Source organism: Thermococcus gammatolerans EJ3, assembly GCF_000022365.1.
In the GTDB taxonomy this organism is placed as follows: Archaea; Methanobacteriota_B; Thermococci; order Thermococcales; family Thermococcaceae; genus Thermococcus; species Thermococcus gammatolerans.
Genome location: NC_012804.1, coordinates 465,353 through 480,045, shown reverse-complemented (window position 1 = coordinate 480,045; position 14,693 = coordinate 465,353). Strand labels below are relative to the sequence as shown.

18 protein-coding genes and 4 tRNA genes are annotated in these 14,693 nt (G+C 51.8%); 2 read left to right on the top strand and 20 right to left on the bottom strand.

Annotated elements, in window-relative coordinates; translation table 11 throughout:
• Nucleotide 1: 1 nt before the first annotated feature.
• The 7 genes from TGAM_RS02530 to TGAM_RS02500 all read right to left on the bottom strand — a co-directional run bounded on the left by TGAM_RS02530 (nt 2) and on the right by TGAM_RS02500 (nt 4,399).
• Nucleotides 2–1,060 (bottom strand): signal peptidase I, encoded by a 1,059-nt coding sequence (locus tag TGAM_RS02530; RefSeq protein ID WP_015858115.1) that lies wholly within the window; start codon nt 1,058–1,060, stop codon nt 2–4.
• A gap of 47 nt (nt 1,061–1,107) precedes the next feature.
• Complete coding sequence (locus TGAM_RS02525) at nt 1,108–1,644, bottom strand: DUF1102 domain-containing protein (RefSeq protein ID WP_015858114.1); 537 nt, start codon at nt 1,642–1,644, stop codon at nt 1,108–1,110.
• Nucleotides 1,645–1,657: 13 nt separating this feature from the next.
• Nucleotides 1,658–2,254 carry a DUF1102 domain-containing protein gene (locus tag TGAM_RS02520; protein ID WP_015858113.1) on the bottom strand — a complete coding sequence of 199 codons (597 nt, stop codon included), beginning with the start codon at nt 2,252–2,254 and terminating at the stop codon, nt 1,658–1,660.
• Between the two features lie 209 nt (nt 2,255–2,463).
• Entirely contained in the window at nt 2,464–2,955 is a 492-nt protein-coding gene (locus TGAM_RS02515; RefSeq protein WP_148206324.1) for a DUF7344 domain-containing protein, read from the bottom strand.
• Nucleotides 2,955–3,176 (bottom strand): hypothetical protein, encoded by a 222-nt coding sequence (locus TGAM_RS02510; protein ID WP_048811038.1) that lies wholly within the window; start codon nt 3,174–3,176, stop codon nt 2,955–2,957. Before TGAM_RS02510 ends, TGAM_RS02515 begins: the two co-directional genes overlap by 1 nt.
• A 409-nt stretch (nt 3,177–3,585) precedes the next feature.
• Nucleotides 3,586–3,661, bottom strand: a tRNA-Gln gene (locus tag TGAM_RS02505).
• 660 nt (nt 3,662–4,321) lie between these two features.
• Nucleotides 4,322–4,399 (bottom strand) — tRNA-Arg (locus TGAM_RS02500).
• 49 nt (nt 4,400–4,448) lie between these two features.
• Between TGAM_RS02500 and dcd the strand changes: the two genes are divergently transcribed.
• Nucleotides 4,449–4,922 (top strand): dCTP deaminase, encoded by a 474-nt coding sequence (dcd, locus tag TGAM_RS02495; RefSeq protein WP_015858110.1) that lies wholly within the window; start codon nt 4,449–4,451, stop codon nt 4,920–4,922.
• 16 nt (nt 4,923–4,938) lie between these two features.
• Here the strand turns inward: dcd and rpl12p are convergent, their stop codons facing one another.
• From rpl12p to TGAM_RS02430, 13 genes are all read right to left on the bottom strand, one after another.
• The gene (rpl12p, locus tag TGAM_RS02490; RefSeq protein WP_015858109.1) at nt 4,939–5,259 is read right to left on the bottom strand and encodes a 50S ribosomal protein P1; all 321 of its coding nucleotides are present in this window, start codon (nt 5,257–5,259) and stop codon (nt 4,939–4,941) included.
• A 77-nt stretch (nt 5,260–5,336) separates the two neighbouring features.
• Nucleotides 5,337–6,359 carry a 50S ribosomal protein L10 gene (locus tag TGAM_RS02485; protein ID WP_015858108.1) on the bottom strand — a complete coding sequence of 341 codons (1,023 nt, stop codon included), beginning with the start codon at nt 6,357–6,359 and terminating at the stop codon, nt 5,337–5,339.
• A gap of 5 nt (nt 6,360–6,364) precedes the next feature.
• Nucleotides 6,365–7,015 (bottom strand): 50S ribosomal protein L1, encoded by a 651-nt coding sequence (locus TGAM_RS02480; RefSeq protein ID WP_015858107.1) that lies wholly within the window; start codon nt 7,013–7,015, stop codon nt 6,365–6,367.
• Nucleotides 7,016–7,127: 112 nt separating this feature from the next.
• Complete coding sequence (locus TGAM_RS02475) at nt 7,128–7,625, bottom strand: 50S ribosomal protein L11 (protein ID WP_015858106.1); 498 nt, start codon at nt 7,623–7,625, stop codon at nt 7,128–7,130.
• 28 nt (nt 7,626–7,653) lie between these two features.
• Nucleotides 7,654–8,112, bottom strand: a complete 459-nt coding sequence (locus tag TGAM_RS02470; RefSeq protein WP_015858105.1) for a transcription elongation factor Spt5 — start codon at nt 8,110–8,112, stop codon at nt 7,654–7,656.
• An 11-nt stretch (nt 8,113–8,123) separates the two neighbouring features.
• The gene (locus tag TGAM_RS02465; protein WP_015858104.1) at nt 8,124–8,318 is read right to left on the bottom strand and encodes a protein translocase SEC61 complex subunit gamma; all 195 of its coding nucleotides are present in this window, start codon (nt 8,316–8,318) and stop codon (nt 8,124–8,126) included.
• Nucleotides 8,319–8,380: 62 nt separating this feature from the next.
• Complete coding sequence (gene ftsZ / locus TGAM_RS02460; protein ID WP_015858103.1) at nt 8,381–9,502, bottom strand: cell division protein FtsZ; 1,122 nt, start codon at nt 9,500–9,502, stop codon at nt 8,381–8,383.
• A 128-nt stretch (nt 9,503–9,630) separates the two neighbouring features.
• Complete coding sequence (locus tag TGAM_RS02455; protein WP_015858102.1) at nt 9,631–10,452, bottom strand: D-aminoacyl-tRNA deacylase; 822 nt, start codon at nt 10,450–10,452, stop codon at nt 9,631–9,633.
• A gap of 47 nt (nt 10,453–10,499) precedes the next feature.
• Nucleotides 10,500–11,414 (bottom strand): phosphate signaling complex PhoU family protein, encoded by a 915-nt coding sequence (locus TGAM_RS02450; protein WP_015858101.1) that lies wholly within the window; start codon nt 11,412–11,414, stop codon nt 10,500–10,502.
• Between the two features lie 60 nt (nt 11,415–11,474).
• Nucleotides 11,475–13,367: an ABC transporter substrate-binding protein gene (locus TGAM_RS02445; RefSeq protein WP_238516237.1), complete on the bottom strand. Its 1,893-nt coding sequence runs from the start codon at nt 13,365–13,367 to the stop codon at nt 11,475–11,477.
• 87 nt (nt 13,368–13,454) lie between these two features.
• A tRNA-Pro gene (locus tag TGAM_RS02440) sits at nt 13,455–13,532 on the bottom strand.
• 9 nt (nt 13,533–13,541) lie between these two features.
• Nucleotides 13,542–13,618, bottom strand: a tRNA-Thr gene (locus TGAM_RS02435).
• A gap of 26 nt (nt 13,619–13,644) precedes the next feature.
• Nucleotides 13,645–14,244 carry an RNA ligase partner protein gene (locus TGAM_RS02430; protein WP_048811036.1) on the bottom strand — a complete coding sequence of 200 codons (600 nt, stop codon included), beginning with the start codon at nt 14,242–14,244 and terminating at the stop codon, nt 13,645–13,647.
• Between the two features lie 98 nt (nt 14,245–14,342).
• Between TGAM_RS02430 and TGAM_RS02425 the strand changes: the two genes are divergently transcribed.
• The gene (locus TGAM_RS02425) at nt 14,343–14,525 is read left to right on the top strand and encodes a class III signal peptide-containing protein (RefSeq protein ID WP_015858098.1); all 183 of its coding nucleotides are present in this window, start codon (nt 14,343–14,345) and stop codon (nt 14,523–14,525) included.
• The last annotated feature ends 168 nt before the right edge of the window (nt 14,526–14,693 follow it).

Here is a 14,693-nt window from a genome sequence, read left to right as displayed (position 1 = left end):
ACTAACCATCCCCCAGTACTTTTGAGAGAAACCCTCTTCGCTTCCGTATCCTGATCACATCTCCGTCAGAAATTCCCGCGAGGCGATAGAAGAAAACCATGAGCGTGGACAGAAACAGAGCGTAGGCAAGGAGCGGGAGATAGGGACTGATCGAGTAAAGGGACACAACAATCGACGCGGGAAGAATGGCCGGGTAGGAGTGAACCTGAAACTCCTCCCGGTAGATTCTCGTGTCCTTCGGAACGGTGACGTGGACGGTAATGTTTTTCTTAGAGCCACCCTTGAGGTAAAGGAAGCTGGAATCAAGGAGCTGGGCTCTCGTGCTCTTCCCCTCCACGAAATAGTAGAAGGGGTAAACCGCCCTGTTTTCAACGGTGAGATTTTTCTCAAAGGTTGAGCCCGGAAGGTACCAGCCCGTCCTCTGGCCTCCTGCGAGCGTCGAGGAATATGTAAAGGCCAGCGTCCCCCATGACGCAACGGTGACGAAGAGAAAACCAGCGATTATGAGGACTGAGCCTATCGCGTAAACTGTCCGGACGCTTATCCGATAGTACTTCACGCGGCGATGTCTCTTTCCTGAACCTCCTGAAAACGTCAAAACTGCCCCGAGAACAAGCAACAGGGCTATTGCGTAGGGATTTGTGAGCTTTAACTTAACAGACTGGAGAAACGCACCCGCCCCCCTGATTACCAGAGGTTTTCCAAAGAGGGTCACTACCTTACCAGTTATGTCCGATCTCTTCACGTCCGGAAACTTACCATCCTGCTGGTCAGTGGCCACGTTGTGGTCCCCCTTGGTGATGTAGCCATCATTGGTGACCCCAAAGATCCTGTGAACCGTCCAGCCACTCCCCCTGTGAAAGACTATGATGTCACCAACGTCAAAGTTCCTGGCGAAGGGATTAACAAAGAACAGGTCTCCTTTGTTTATCGTGGGCGTCATGCTGTCGGAGTAGGCGTAGGACACGAAAACGGGCCTGTCCAGGAAGAAGCCAGCTAATGAACCCATGAGAAACACGAGGACGATGAAAGTGAACGTGTACTCAATTAGTCTTTTCATTTTTTTCACTCCCCTAAAAGGGGTGGGGCAAAGCCCCGAAAAAGAAATCACGGTTCACATGTACCCCTGTGGGCGGTTATGGTCATGGTAAAGTCCTCTTGCCCAAGGGTTGAGTTCGTTGTGTCGAATATCATACCAACCTTAACGGGGTTACCGTGATAGACCGTGAACTGGATGTTGCTGGCGGGTCCAGCTATTGGGCTGGTGTAGTTTCCCGCGAACACCTTAACCTGCTCGTGGTTGGTGTTTACCTTGACACAGATCGGGAAGTCAGTCTCGTTGTTCTCCCAAAGTTCGTTGCTTACCTTGAACATCTCCTCGAAGACATAGGTGGTATTCGGGCTCAGGCCGGCGCCTCCGCCGCTGGGCCTGTTGCTGTTGCCATCACTGATGTCCACGTAGAGCTTGCCGTTGCTGTACTTGACGTAGGGTTGCATCGCAGTTAGGTCTATGAGCTCGTTGTCATCGGAAACGATATCAAAGCTCGCGTGCCTGTCTGCGGAGTAGTACCTGAAGTTTGCCCCGGCTCCAACAGCCAGAACCATTCCAATCATAAGCAGTGCCAATCCAAATAGCTTGTTCATCTCTCATTCCCCCTCACTGACCGCACTTCCCAACAAGGCTGCTGGGCTCGGTTCCGAGTCTCCAGGCCTCTATGTGAAGTGTGGCGTTCTGGCTGGTGCCGGGCGCGTGGTTCCCGGCGTCAAAGTCCATACCAACCTTAACGGCGTCTCCGGACTCAACGACAAAGCAAACCGAGTTAACGGCAGTGTCTGAGTACTCAACTACGTCCCCGGTGGTGACATCGTGGATGTCCCCATCTGCACCGTAAAGCTGTATTTCATCGTTGTCACTAGTTATCCTAACGACTATGGTCATGTTTTCTTCCCAAAGGTCGTTGCTTACCTCAAAGACCTCATCGAAGTTGTACTCCGAGTTCGGACTGAGACCCATTCCGTAACCCGGATAGTTCGGGTTGTCCGGGCTTATGTCCACAACTAGAACTCCAGTCTCGTTGTCAATGTATGCGTAGGGCTGGAGAGGGGTCAGGTCTATTAGCTCGCTGTCGTCGGTAACGATGTCCCAGTGGACGCTCCTCGTCGCTTTGTAGTCCCTGAAGTTAGCCCCCGCTCCCAGAACAAGACCAAAGGCCACTATCAGGCCAAAAATTCCAAGGGCAATATTCTTTCTCATTTTTTCGCCTCCATACGAGGCACCGTGGAACAGGCCCTTCTGCGAGTGTGGGATCCATGCGGATCCGCAGCCCTTCCACAACACTCAACACTGAAATCAAACTGCCACCACGGATGCCCCAGATCGGGGCAACCATACGGTCGCACCCAAAGAACAGTTGCCCGTTTCGATATATATGAAGTTGGAAGTTACCAGGGGGTAACGGGGCATTACCTCCCATTTCTACGGGTGTTTCTTCCTTTTTTTGAGTCCCGAGGCTGAAGGATCCGGTACATCTTCATGCGCTGGAAGATCGCCACGATCAAATAAGTAAGGGATGCAAAAACCAGGAGGAGATTTCCAAACCACAGCGCGGTAACGAGGAATATCACCGATAAGCCAGCATAAAAAGTGCTCCAGCTTATATCGTTCCTCTGGACGACCTCCATATAGAGGGTAACGTTATCGGGGACCTGGAGGAGTGTTATGACCCCACGCTCAAAGGCAACTACCCCCTCCCTCTCAAGCTTTGGGATGTGAGTCTGCATCAAACTGACATAAACACTCTTTCTGTGCTTCCTGTCCGTGTTACCCTCTTTCTCCGCTATGTACTCGACTATGTCCCTAAGCTCAGCCCGTCCATTCTTCATTTGGAGAAACTCTATCATAAGCATGCGTCTCTTGTTACCAAGGATAACGCTCGAGGAAGCTGATGAAGCCATCATTCCTCCCGCCTCAGCTGGTAATGCTTCCGTCTGTTATAACGAAGTGATGCCTCAACAACCCCCCTTGAGACGAGATCTCTGAGAACCCTTTCAACCTTCTGTCGGGTGCACTCAAACCCCATCTCGTTCAAGAACCTTGTAATAAAAGCGACGCTTAACGGTCCCTTCAATCTCAGGAGGTTCCTGATCTCGCACTCTAACTTCAAATTTTCGTTCATTATCAAACCTCCCGATATCCCTCAGATTAGAGCAGTCCGGATTGGACATATTACCAGCCCCTTGAATAACTTTCTATTTACCTATTCTGTGTTCTTCTCCTTAAAAAGCTTCCTAGAAAGTTTGAATTTGAATTTTCTCAATTGAAAGTTTTCAGATTGATCAAAAAAGGCTAGAAAAAAACTAACGGACAAAAATGCTGTCTCCCAGCTGGAAATTAAAATAAATCATAGGAATGTGCAACCCTGAAGAAATCCAGCATAGATAAAAGATTGGAAAATAACCCACATTTTGGAGGTATGTTGAGCAGAGAAAGAGAAATACTGAAAAAGTGCGGCTGAATGTCCAGCTGTTAAATTTAGGAATGAGAGTAAAACATGGGGTTCGAATTTCGTCTGGAGCCCAGTTGAATGGTAGCCCCGCGGGGATTCGAACCCCGGTCGCGGGATCCAGAGTCCCGCATGCTTGGCCGCTACACCACGGGGCTGTGCCCGTTGATAGGTTCCGGGATGGATTTATAAATTTTACCCCCACAAGCTTTGCTTGTGCAAAGCTTGACCAAAAATGCCCCCCTCACCAACGGGCAAAAATTAGCTGTGCACTGGAGAACTGGATAATTTTAAACGGGTTTACCACAAAAGAGAAACCCATCAAGACAGCTTCAACAACTCCCTATCGGTGCCCAAAGGGCGCATTCTTAAGTAAAACCCCACAGAAGGAGCAAATTTAGTAGAAACCCCTTCTAAAACTTGCACTTCTAAAAAGCACTCACTCTTCCGCCAGCACTGAAGCTTTTGGAAAAAGCTTCACCAAAGAAACTTTGCTGGGCAAAGTTTCATTAAAGTTGTGATTCTTTTAGCAGCGTCACTTTGAGAGTGTTTGCGCTTTTAATGGACTCGTGTAAAATGCGAATTCTTAGATTTTAGAAGCTTTCTCACGTGGGTTTACTTTTTCCCGCGCTCCAAAGGAGCGCTTCTTAGAGAAACCTCTCCCAGAGGGTTCCTCGAAAAGAATTCTTTGAGAGTACTATCATTTGAAAGCGCAAACTCCTTAGAATTACCTTTTAGACAAGAATCACAAACCTTGATGAAACCTCGTGCAGATAAATTTTGGGGGTGTTGGGGCGGAGCCCCCCTTGTCTTTCGTATGGCGGGCCGGGCGGGATTTGAACCCGCGACCTTCGGCTCCGAAGGCCGACGCCCCATCCAGGCTAGGCCACCGGCCCTTCGGAACCGTTTTAAGGCGACCCAAAATAAAGCTTGCGGTGGAAAGCCATGATGCTCCCAGACTGGAAGATCGAAAAGGAGATACTCATCGAACCCTTCTCGAAGGAATCACTTCAACCTGCAGGCTACGACCTGAGGGTCGGAAAGGAGGCATACGTAGAGGGGAAACTAATCGATGTTGAAGAGGCCGGCAACGTGATTATCCCACCAAAGAAACATGCCCTAATCCTAACTCTCGAAAGGGTTAAGCTCCCGGACGATGTTATGGGTGACATGAAGATAAGGAGCAGTTTGGCAAGAGAGGGGATACTCGGCTCGTTCGCGTGGGTCGACCCTGGATGGGACGGCAATCTTACGCTCATGCTTTTCAACGCATCGAACGAACCAGTCGTTCTGGAATACGGGGAAAGGTTCGTTCAGATAGCGTTTATAAGGCTTGAAGAACCTGCAAAAAGGCCCTACCGCGGAAACTATCAGGGGAGCAGGAGAATAGCGCTCTCAAAGAGAAGGGTCAGAAAGTAAAGAAAATGGGAGGAGTTCAGCCGAAGAGGGCACCGAGACCAGCGAGGGCCTCCTCCTCGCTGACCTCCTCTTCTTCCTCCTCTTCTTCCTCCTGGGCCTCCTCGGCACCGCCCTCTGCAGGGGCAGGAGCGGCGGCGACCGCGACCGGAGCGGCGACCGGCATGGCGGCCTTCTCAATGACCTCGTCGATGTTGACACCCTCAAGGGCGGCAACGAGGGCTTTTATCCTGGCCTCATCTGGGCTAACACCGGCGGCCTCAAGCACCTTCTTGAGGTTCTCCTCGTTTATCTCCTTACCAGCGGCGTGGAGCAGCAGAGCGGCATACACATACTCCATCTTTTCACACCTCCAATCATCTTCATTTTTTCATCCATTTCACATGGATCCACAGGATACGAGGGAAATTGAAAGTTTCAGCCGAAGAGGGCGCCCAGTCCAGCGAGGGCCTCCTCCTCGCTTGCTTCCTCCTCTTCTTCCTCTTCCTCCTCGGCCTCCTCAACCTTCTCCTCAGCTGGCTGAGGGGCCGCAACGGCCACTTGGGCTTGAGCATTTAAAAGCTCTTTGGTCTTCTCATCGAGCAACTCCTCGGGCAGGTTCTGTGCTATGAGCAGGAAAGCACGTATCGCCCTGCCAAGGATGTCCTCGACGGTCTCAGGTGTGATGTAACCGGCCTCGACCGCGACGTTCTTGGCTCCAAGATAAGCCTTCTGGATGATGGCCTCGATGGTCTGCTTGGTCGGATAGGCGGTGTTAACCGACAGGTTGAAAGCGTGCATGTAGGCCTGCTGGAGCATGTTGATGTACTCCTGCTCGTCTATCGCGAGAACGTCCGGAGTGTAAATGATGTCATCCTCGTAAGCCGCAAGCAGGTTGAGGCCGACTTCAAGGGGCTCAATACCAAGGGCGTTGAGGATTCTCGCGAGCTGCTCGGTTATGACTTCCCCTGCCTTGAGAACGGTGTAATCCTTCTGTATGGTGACCTTACCTTTCTCAATCCTCGCTGGAATTCCAAGGGCCTGCATCTCACCGACTAACGGACCCGGCGCAAGGGAAGTCGGTCCTGCAGGAATAACAACGTCCTTTGGAACGACTGCCCCTGGCTTTGCAGGAGCTGGGGTTTTGCTCTCCTCGAGGAGCTTGTAGAGCTTGAACGGGTTCATCTCGGTGGCGAGTATGGCAGCACCGCCCTCGATGTAGTCGGCGAGCTTCTCGAGGTCAGGCTTGTTGAGCTCCTGAGCGGCCCTTTTTATGGCCAGCTCGATGAGGGTGTTCCTGCTGACCCTGAGGAGAGCCTTCCCGCGGAGTTTGTCACGCATCTTGCTGAGCGGATAAGCGGGGACACCGGCCACGTCAACTAGGGCAATCACTGGGTGGCTCTTGATGATCTTGGTAAGCTCTTCCACTTCTTTCTTCTTCCACTCGGCTACGTGGGCCATCTCCCTCACCTCTCAACCTTAACGGCCGGTCCCATTGTGGTCTTGATGTACACTGACTTCACCTGGTTCTCGCCGCGCTCAAGCTTGTTGATGATGGCGTTGAGAACCGCCTCGGCGTTCTCCGCTAACTTCTCGTCGTCCATGTCCTCAGTTCCAATAGGAGCGTGGACAACCGGATTGTTCTTGAGCTGTATCCTGACGGTCTTCTTGAGCCTGTTGACTATGGGCTCGAGGTTGGTCAGGGTCGGCGGAACGACCTGTGGCATCTTGTTCCTCGGACCAAGGTACCTACCGAGGTACCTACCTATCTTGGGCATCAGCGGAGCCGCGGCAATGAAGAAGTCATAGCGCTTCGCCAGCTTTCTCGCTTCCCTCGGGCTCTTCGCGAGTTCCTCAAGCTGTTCACCACTAATCACATCAAGCCCGAGCCTTTTAGCCGCCTCGGCAACGGCACCATCAGCGATGACCGCGATTTTGGGCTCCTTCCCACGACCGTGAGGCAGTACAACCTCAAGCTTAAACCTGTTCTCCGGCTTGCGGAGGTCTATATCCTTGAGGTTGACTGCCATCTCGACGGTCTGTGTGAAGTTACGCGGCTTGGCCCGGGCCTTCGCCTCCTTCACCGCTTCCACGACTTTCTGCCTGTCGAAGGCCACTTTACAGCCCTCCCTTTCTTTTTTGATTTTAGCAAGGACGAAGAATCAAAGATGCGTAAAGGAATGAGTTTTTAAACTTTTCCATGACCCCTAAATTCGGAGAGAAGAGGCCTCATTCGGCCTCTTCTGCCTTGGCAAAGAGCTCATCGTAAAGGCCCTCGTCGATCTCTCTCTGGACTTCCCTTGGATCCTTGCCCTCGACGGTGACTCCCATGCTGAGGGCTGTGCCTATGACCTCCTTCGAAGCAGCCTTCAGGGTCGGAGCGAGCATCTGGTCGATCTTCATCTTGGCTATCTTTATGACCTGCTCCATTGTCAGATTCCCAACCGGGCTGTGGACGGGCTCGCTTGAACCCTTGGGGATGCCGAGTTCCTTCTTGATGAGCTGGCTTGTGGGCGGGATACCGACTTCAATCCTGAAGGTCTTCTTCTTGGGATCCTCAACGATGATCTTAACGGGAACCTGCATTCCCTCGAACTCTTTGGTTGCCTTGTTTATCTCATCGACGACCTGCTTGACGTTTAATCCAAGTGGACCAATTGCCGGACCAAGTGGGGGTCCGGGTGAGGCCTTTCCTCCCTCAACGAGGACTTCAACGACCTGTGGCATCGTTCTCACCTCTCAACCTGTAAACCGTTCACTCCTTTTGGTGCTTGCTTATAAGTCTAACGTATTCTCCCCTCACGGTAACGGGGATCGGGACTATTGCACCGATGAGCTCAACGACTATCTCATCCTTGCTCTCATCGACCCTAACGACCTTGGCCTTCTCCCCCTTGAACGGGCCCGAGATGAGTTCAACTATATCGCCGGGCTCGAAGCCACTCACAGCTGGCTTCTCCTCAAGGAAGTGCTCTATCTCCTCGAACTTGACCTCGCCGGGCAGAGTCCCCCTAGCGTGCCTGATGCCCTTTATTGCCTCGTCCACGGCGCTTTTGCTGGGGGCCTCAACGAAGATGTAACCCTTAACCTTGCTTGGAGCGAGGATGGCATAAACAGGCAGGTTGTAAGTTTTAACCTTGCTGTAGATCAGCTTCGCGGTGGTCTCTTCCTGACCAACCGTGACCCTCACTGTGAATATCTTGCCCTCGCTCATGGGAACCACCATCAGAGACCGGTGCCCATGACCAGATAGCCGATCATAGTTATGAGCAGACCAATTGTTCCAATTATGATCATTCCAAGCCCCGTTATCTTAGCCGCGAGCTTGTACTCCTTCCAGCTTGGCTTTCTGGTTACGAGGAGGACCCTCCTGGACTCTGAAAGGAAGTTCTTGATCTTCTCAACGTAGTTCCCGCTCATGATGAACACCCCTACTTCGCTTGCTTAAGGCGAGATTAAAAGCAAATAAAAAGGTAACGGTTTCAGAACTCCTCAAGATCGAGCCTTACTACCCTTCTCTCCTCCTCCCCATAGGGGGAGCTCTCTTCCTCGGTGACGGCGTACGGAGAGCTAACTCCAGTAACAACGAGGAGAATCCTGATCATCTTTTCAAGTTCCTCGTCGAGCTGAATACCCCAGATGACCTGCGCCTCGGGATCGAGCTTGCTGGTGACGAGTTCGATGATCTGCTGGGCCTCCTCAAGCTTGACGTCGCTTCCGCTGATGCTTATCAAAGCGCCCTTGGCACCGCTTATGTCAACGTCGAGAAGCGGACTGTTGAGTGCCTGCTGGGCGGCCTCCAAAGCCCTCTTCTCGCTGTCGCTCTCGCCGATGCCTATCATCGCCACACCGCCGTCTTTCATAACTGCCCTGACATCGTTGAAATCGAGGTTAACAAGTCCTGGCTTGGTGATGAGCTCGGTGATGCCCTTGACGGCCTGGACGAGTATCTCGTCAGCGACCTTGAAGGCCATGTGGATCGGGAGGTTCGGGGCAACTTCCATGAGCTTGTCGTTCGGGATGACTATAACGGTGTCACTGGCCTTCCTAAGCCTCTCAAGACCGTATTCGGCGTTCTTGATGCGTCTTATTCCCTCAACAGTGAAGGGGAGTGTCACGACGGACACCGTTAGGGCACCCATCTTCTTCGCCATCTCCGCTATTACTGGGGCTGCACCGGTACCTGTTCCACCACCGAGACCGCAGGTAACGAAAACCATGTCTGCTCCTTCTAGGGCTTCCCGGATTTCCCTCTCACTCTCTTTGGCAGCCTCTTCACCGACCTTGGGATTGTTGCCGGCTCCAAGTCCACGGGTGAGTTCCTTACCTATGAGTATCTTCTTGTGAGCCCTGATCTTGAGGAGGTCCTGGGCGTCAGTGTTGACTGCTATTACTTTGGCCCCCTGAATACCAACCTGCATCATCCTGTTGATCGTGTTGCAACCAGCTCCGCCGACACCAACAACGTAAATCTTTGCCTGAATCTGCTCCAGAAGCTTCCTGAGCTCCTCATCAATGTCACTCTGAACCTCAACCTGAGGCTCAGTCTTTGACTGAACGGGAGCGGCAGTTTTATCAATGGCATCTTCAATCAGTTTCAACATCTTCCGACCCTCCGGGTGCAATTTGACGCCTGCACGTAAATGCAGGCTGCAAGTATATAAACTTAGCTACATAGATGGCCAACGCTGGGTTATGTTGATCTTGAAGTCTTTAAACCTTTCGTCATTTTTCAATCCCGGATGAATTCAAGATCGAGCTTTTCGGCCAAGTCTCGGGCCTTCCGCCTCATCTCCCCCTTGGTCCCTTTCCAGTCCACATATATAACCTCGACCCCACCCAGAGTTCTCTCGATGGCCTTCGTTAGCATAGCTTCGTCGACGGGTTGCGCGTATTTGGGGAGTATATGGCCGAAAGCCAACTCACCCTCCAGGGCACGCTTTGTCTGCTTTGGGGCATAGTGCCCTCCTCCTATCCCAAGGGCTGGCTTGAATTCATGTTTTTTCCCGGCGTTCTCAAGAACGTGAACTATCGTCTCCGCGAGAATTTCACCGGCACGGTCGTTAACCCACTCCTCCTCACTCGAACCTATCTCGATGAAAAGGCTGGGCACATTGAGCTCACTTGGCCCGTGGTGAGTGGCCTCATAGCAGACGGTCCAGCCGAGATCGTTGAGCTCATTGAGCTTAAGGAGGGCGAGTTTCATAGCTGTGGGATGGGCAATGGCCAGAGAACGATCTTTGCCACCGTACATGGCTTTCCCCCAGTTCCCTGTCACGTGGGTTGTTAGGGCGGGCATCTTGGCCTTGCTCGCGTGCCTCGAAGCGAAGACGATGAGTTCAGGCTTAATCCCCAGCTGGGTCTCAATCGCAGCATCCAGGTTGTCATAGTAGATCATCTCCTCGTTGGTTGTCAGTAGAAGAACATCCCCCCTCCTGAAAACGGGGTTTCCATCAAAGAGGGCGTCGGTCTCGCTGAAGCCAAAGTTTTCCACAAGCTTTTCCTTGATGTTCATCGATGCCAGATCGACCTTCGTGGACATAACGACCTTCATTCTAATCCCCATTGTTAGGTAAGGAGTGGGCTTATAACGTTAAGGGATCAGCTCAGGGCCATGTTTATTATCGTCTCCCCTATGTTCTCAAGGTACTCGAGGATCCTGCGGTAGCTCTCCTTTGCGGTCGATTCCTTGGAGTCTATGGCCTTTATCTCACCCTTGAGGCGAAGCATGAGCTTGTCTATCTTCCCGAGATCCCTATCGGAGATCCTATCAAGAACCTCGGTAAAGAGGGCCTTTAGAGTGGTGAAGTCAAGGGGCTCAGGAACTTCCGAGATGCGGATTATATGATCCCCGATGCGTTCGATGTTGCGGACTATGAAGAGTATGCCAATGAGATCAAAGTGTCTCCGTATGATTCCGCTCTCCTCAACCACCGTGCGCTGCGAGAGAAGCCTGTTAACCGTTCGTATTGTCAAGAAGTAAAACCTGTCGAGCTCGTTTTCGAGATCGTGGAGATCCCTCAGGATTTCCCTCTCCCCAGGTTTAACCGCAAGAAGTTCAAGGTCACCGAGCATCGAGATAACTATCGAACGGATCCTCATCAGGATCTCCGAGAGGTTTACCTCCCTCTCGTCAAGGAGGCTCTTCGCTATTATCCTCGTCGGCTCATCGAGGATTATCTCAACACCGGGCAATCCCTGAAGTATCTTCCTGATCTTCACCTTGTAGAAGGGCATCTCCTCCTGGAAGACGATCTCGAAAGTGTCGTACCCCTGTATGTAAGCTGATATAACAAGCCTCACCGCCATATCCGGCGAGTATTCCTTTGATATCCTGAGCTCCTTTTTTTCACCTGTGCCCTTAGGTTCCCTCGGAAATATAGTGATGCTGCCGTCGGGATTTATCACCATTGGGACCGTATCGCCCTGTTTAAGGTTGTTCTCCACAACCCACTTTTTGGGGAGAGAAACTATGTAGGAACTTCTGCCTGTGAACTGTATCTTCCGGAACTCCATACCTCATCCCGGAAGCTATAGAGTTGGGGAGGTTAAATATATTCCGGAAAAAAGAAGAGGTCAAGAGGTAGAGACCGCACAGGCCGTCGAGTTAAAGCTCACACCAAAGGCCTCTGGATGGAGGAACTCGGCCATCTCCTCTATGGCCACGACTATCCTCGGGCTGGGCCTCTGGTAAACGTTGGAGTCTGTGGCAGTGTAGACCCTGCCCTCCTTGACGGCTGTGGTGACAGAGAGCGGGCCGTTGCAGAGCTCGGTGGCGTTTACGCCGGCGGTCGGGAGAACCACTATGACATCAGGATCCCTCACTATTATCTGCTCATCGCTGACCTTGACCCAGCCCTTTGTGTCGTTGAAGATGTTCCTCCCACCGGCGAGCGTTATCACGCTGTCCATGAATGTGCCCCGACCAGCGGTCCAGTAACCCTTGTAGTAGCTCAGTATGAAGAACACCTCAGGACGCGGGAGGTCCCTGACCTTGGACTCGATGTAGGCTATCTCCCCTTTCATCTCACCTATCACGAGTTTTGCCTGCTCCTCCCTGTTGGTAACCTTCCCGAGGAGGTCGATCTGCCTGTAAATTCCGTTGATGTCCTTTGGATCGACTATTACAACGGGGGCTATCTTCTCGAGCTGGTCAAGGATCGAGAGGGAATAACTGTCCGCTATTATAAGATCCGGACTAAGATTCGCTATAAGCTCAAGGTTAGCGTACTTACCATAACCACCTATCTTGGAGATGTTCTCAACGGCGGGCGGCCAGTCGGCCCACTTGGTAACGCCCACTAGCTTATCACCGGCCCCTATGTAAAAGAGGGTCTCCGTTATGCTGGGTGCGAGGGAGACTATTCTCTGGGGCTCTTTCGGTATAGTAACGGTCCTGTTCATGAAGTCCGTTATCGTCATCGGGTACTTCTCCCTGAAAGCCTCAGGGTGGAGGAGCTTCGCCAGTATTTCAAGTCCCCTGACAACCCTCGGGCTCGGATGGATGAGATCGTTCTCGTTCTCCACCATGTATACCCGTCCGCTCTTCGCAGCGGAGGCGGCAGCAAATTTCTGGTAAGCATCGTCCAGCTTCATGCCACAGTGGGGGGTGAGGATTATAACATCGGGATCCCTCGCTATGATCTGTTCCATGCTAACAGCAGGCCATCCGCTCGTGTCGTTGAAGATGTTGATTCCACCGGCAAGGGCTATTATGTCGCTGATGAAGGTATCGCCTCCCGCAGTGGTCAAGGGATCACCCCAGACAACATAGAACACTTTAACCTTCTCAAAACCAGAAACCGCTGAGCTGAGCTCCTCGAGCTGGGCCTCGAACTGGGAAGAGACCTCCTTAGCCTTGTCCTCAACGTTGAAGATCCTGCCCAAGAGATCCAGTGCCTTCGGAATGTCGTTTATGCTGTGTGGATCGACTATTACAACGGGGGCTATCTTCTCGAGCTGGTCAAGGATCGAGAGGGAATAACTGTCCGCTATTATAAGATCCGGACTAAGATTCGCTATAAGCTCAAGGTTAGCGTACTTACCATAACCACCTATCCGGGTTACGTTAGCGACTCCGGGGGGAAAATCGTCAAACTGGGTAACCCCAACGACCCTGTCAAAGAGGCCAAGGTAGTAGAGATCCTCCGTGAGCGAGGGTGCAATGGTAACCACTCTCCTCGGCTCCTTCTCGATTGTAACCGTTCTGTTCGCGAAATCTTTGATGGTTATCGGATAGTATGCCCTTTCCGTCTGGGTGTGCTCTGCTGTAGTAGTTGTAGTAGCTGTCGTGGTAGTGCTTGAAGTAGCGGTAGTCTTTGTAGCCGGAGTGGCACTGGAAGAAGCTGAAGTCGTGGAGGTGCTAGAGGAACTGGAGGATGTACCCGAACCCCCAATACAGCCTAGAGCTATCACAGAGCCCATCATGAGGAGGACAATAACAAAAACCGTTGCCTTTTTCATCCCCATCACCTGGATTAATTGTCCAGTGAGAAGAGGGTGAAGGCATATATTAATGTTTTGGATATAACGTCCAAGAATGCAACGGTTGGGAATTGGTGGGGCCGCCGAGATTTGAACTCGGGTCTCCGGCTCCCGAAGCCGGAAGGATAGACCAAGCTACCCCACGGCCCCCCAAGAAACTGGAGCCCCGGGCGGGGTTTGAACCCGCGACCTGCCGCTTACCAAGCGGCCGCTCCACCAGGCTGAGCCACCGGGGCGTCGATGATACGATGAAGCCGAGCATTTATAAATTTTTCTCTTCCCTGACCTTCTCAACGAGCTCCTCAAGAACTTCCTTGAACTTGGCGGCGTCTATCCACTTAATGCCCATCTTTTGGGCCCAGGTTAATATTCCAACATCGGCCGAAACTATGGTCGCATCAAGTTCTTTTGCCAGCAAGATCAACTCAAAGTCCTCCTTACTGTCAACTATCCCCTCCCTAAGGGCCTTGCGGTAGTTTCTTCTGAGTTTCTGGATGATCTTATCAACGTTATCGGTCTCGATAACGCTCTCCCTAACGGCCTTTTCGGCAACGCGAAGGCCTTTATCTATTCTCCTCCTGATGTCGTCTATTAGTTCGTACACCACAAAGGCGGGAATCTTTATATCGTGAACGTTCGGGGGCTTCTTTATGATGTAGAGCTCGAGCTCAGGCGATAGATCCTCCTCGTCCACGAAGTTCATGACCTCCCGGTATATTCCGGGAGGCATGTAAAACTCCACCTTGCCGAAGAGGACTTTGGCGTATTCGAGAAAGGACCTAACTGCCTCGGTTGGGTTCTCCCCGAAGGAGGATCTGATGTCAGGGTTGACAAAAATGCTTGTATCGAGAACGAACCTCATGATTACCCCCAATCTGGTACGCAATTCATATTAAAAACCGTTGTGGGTAACCAAAGGGTTTAATAGAAGGTTTACCAAACTTATTAAGGGGTGAGAGCATGAAGCGGGCCCAGGCGGCCGTTGAGTACCTCCTGATGATCGCGGTGGCCCTGATGATGGTCGCAATAGTTGTCAAGTACGTTAGAGAGGCTGCAGAACGGGCAGGCAAAACCATCAACGAGTCCTCAAAGACCCTTTCCGAGTACCTGCAGAAAGAGTGGAGCAATGTGCGCGGTAGCTGAACCAGAAGTTTATGTTTTCCCATTTTAACAATTTAAGCATATGGTTTTCTCTATATTAACCTCGATGACATGTAGCGATCTATCCAGTGATTCAAGGGTTCTTACGCGTCCGATCCCGAAAACTTTATATAGGGCGTTAGGCCTAAAATAAAGTGCAAAAGACTCCTA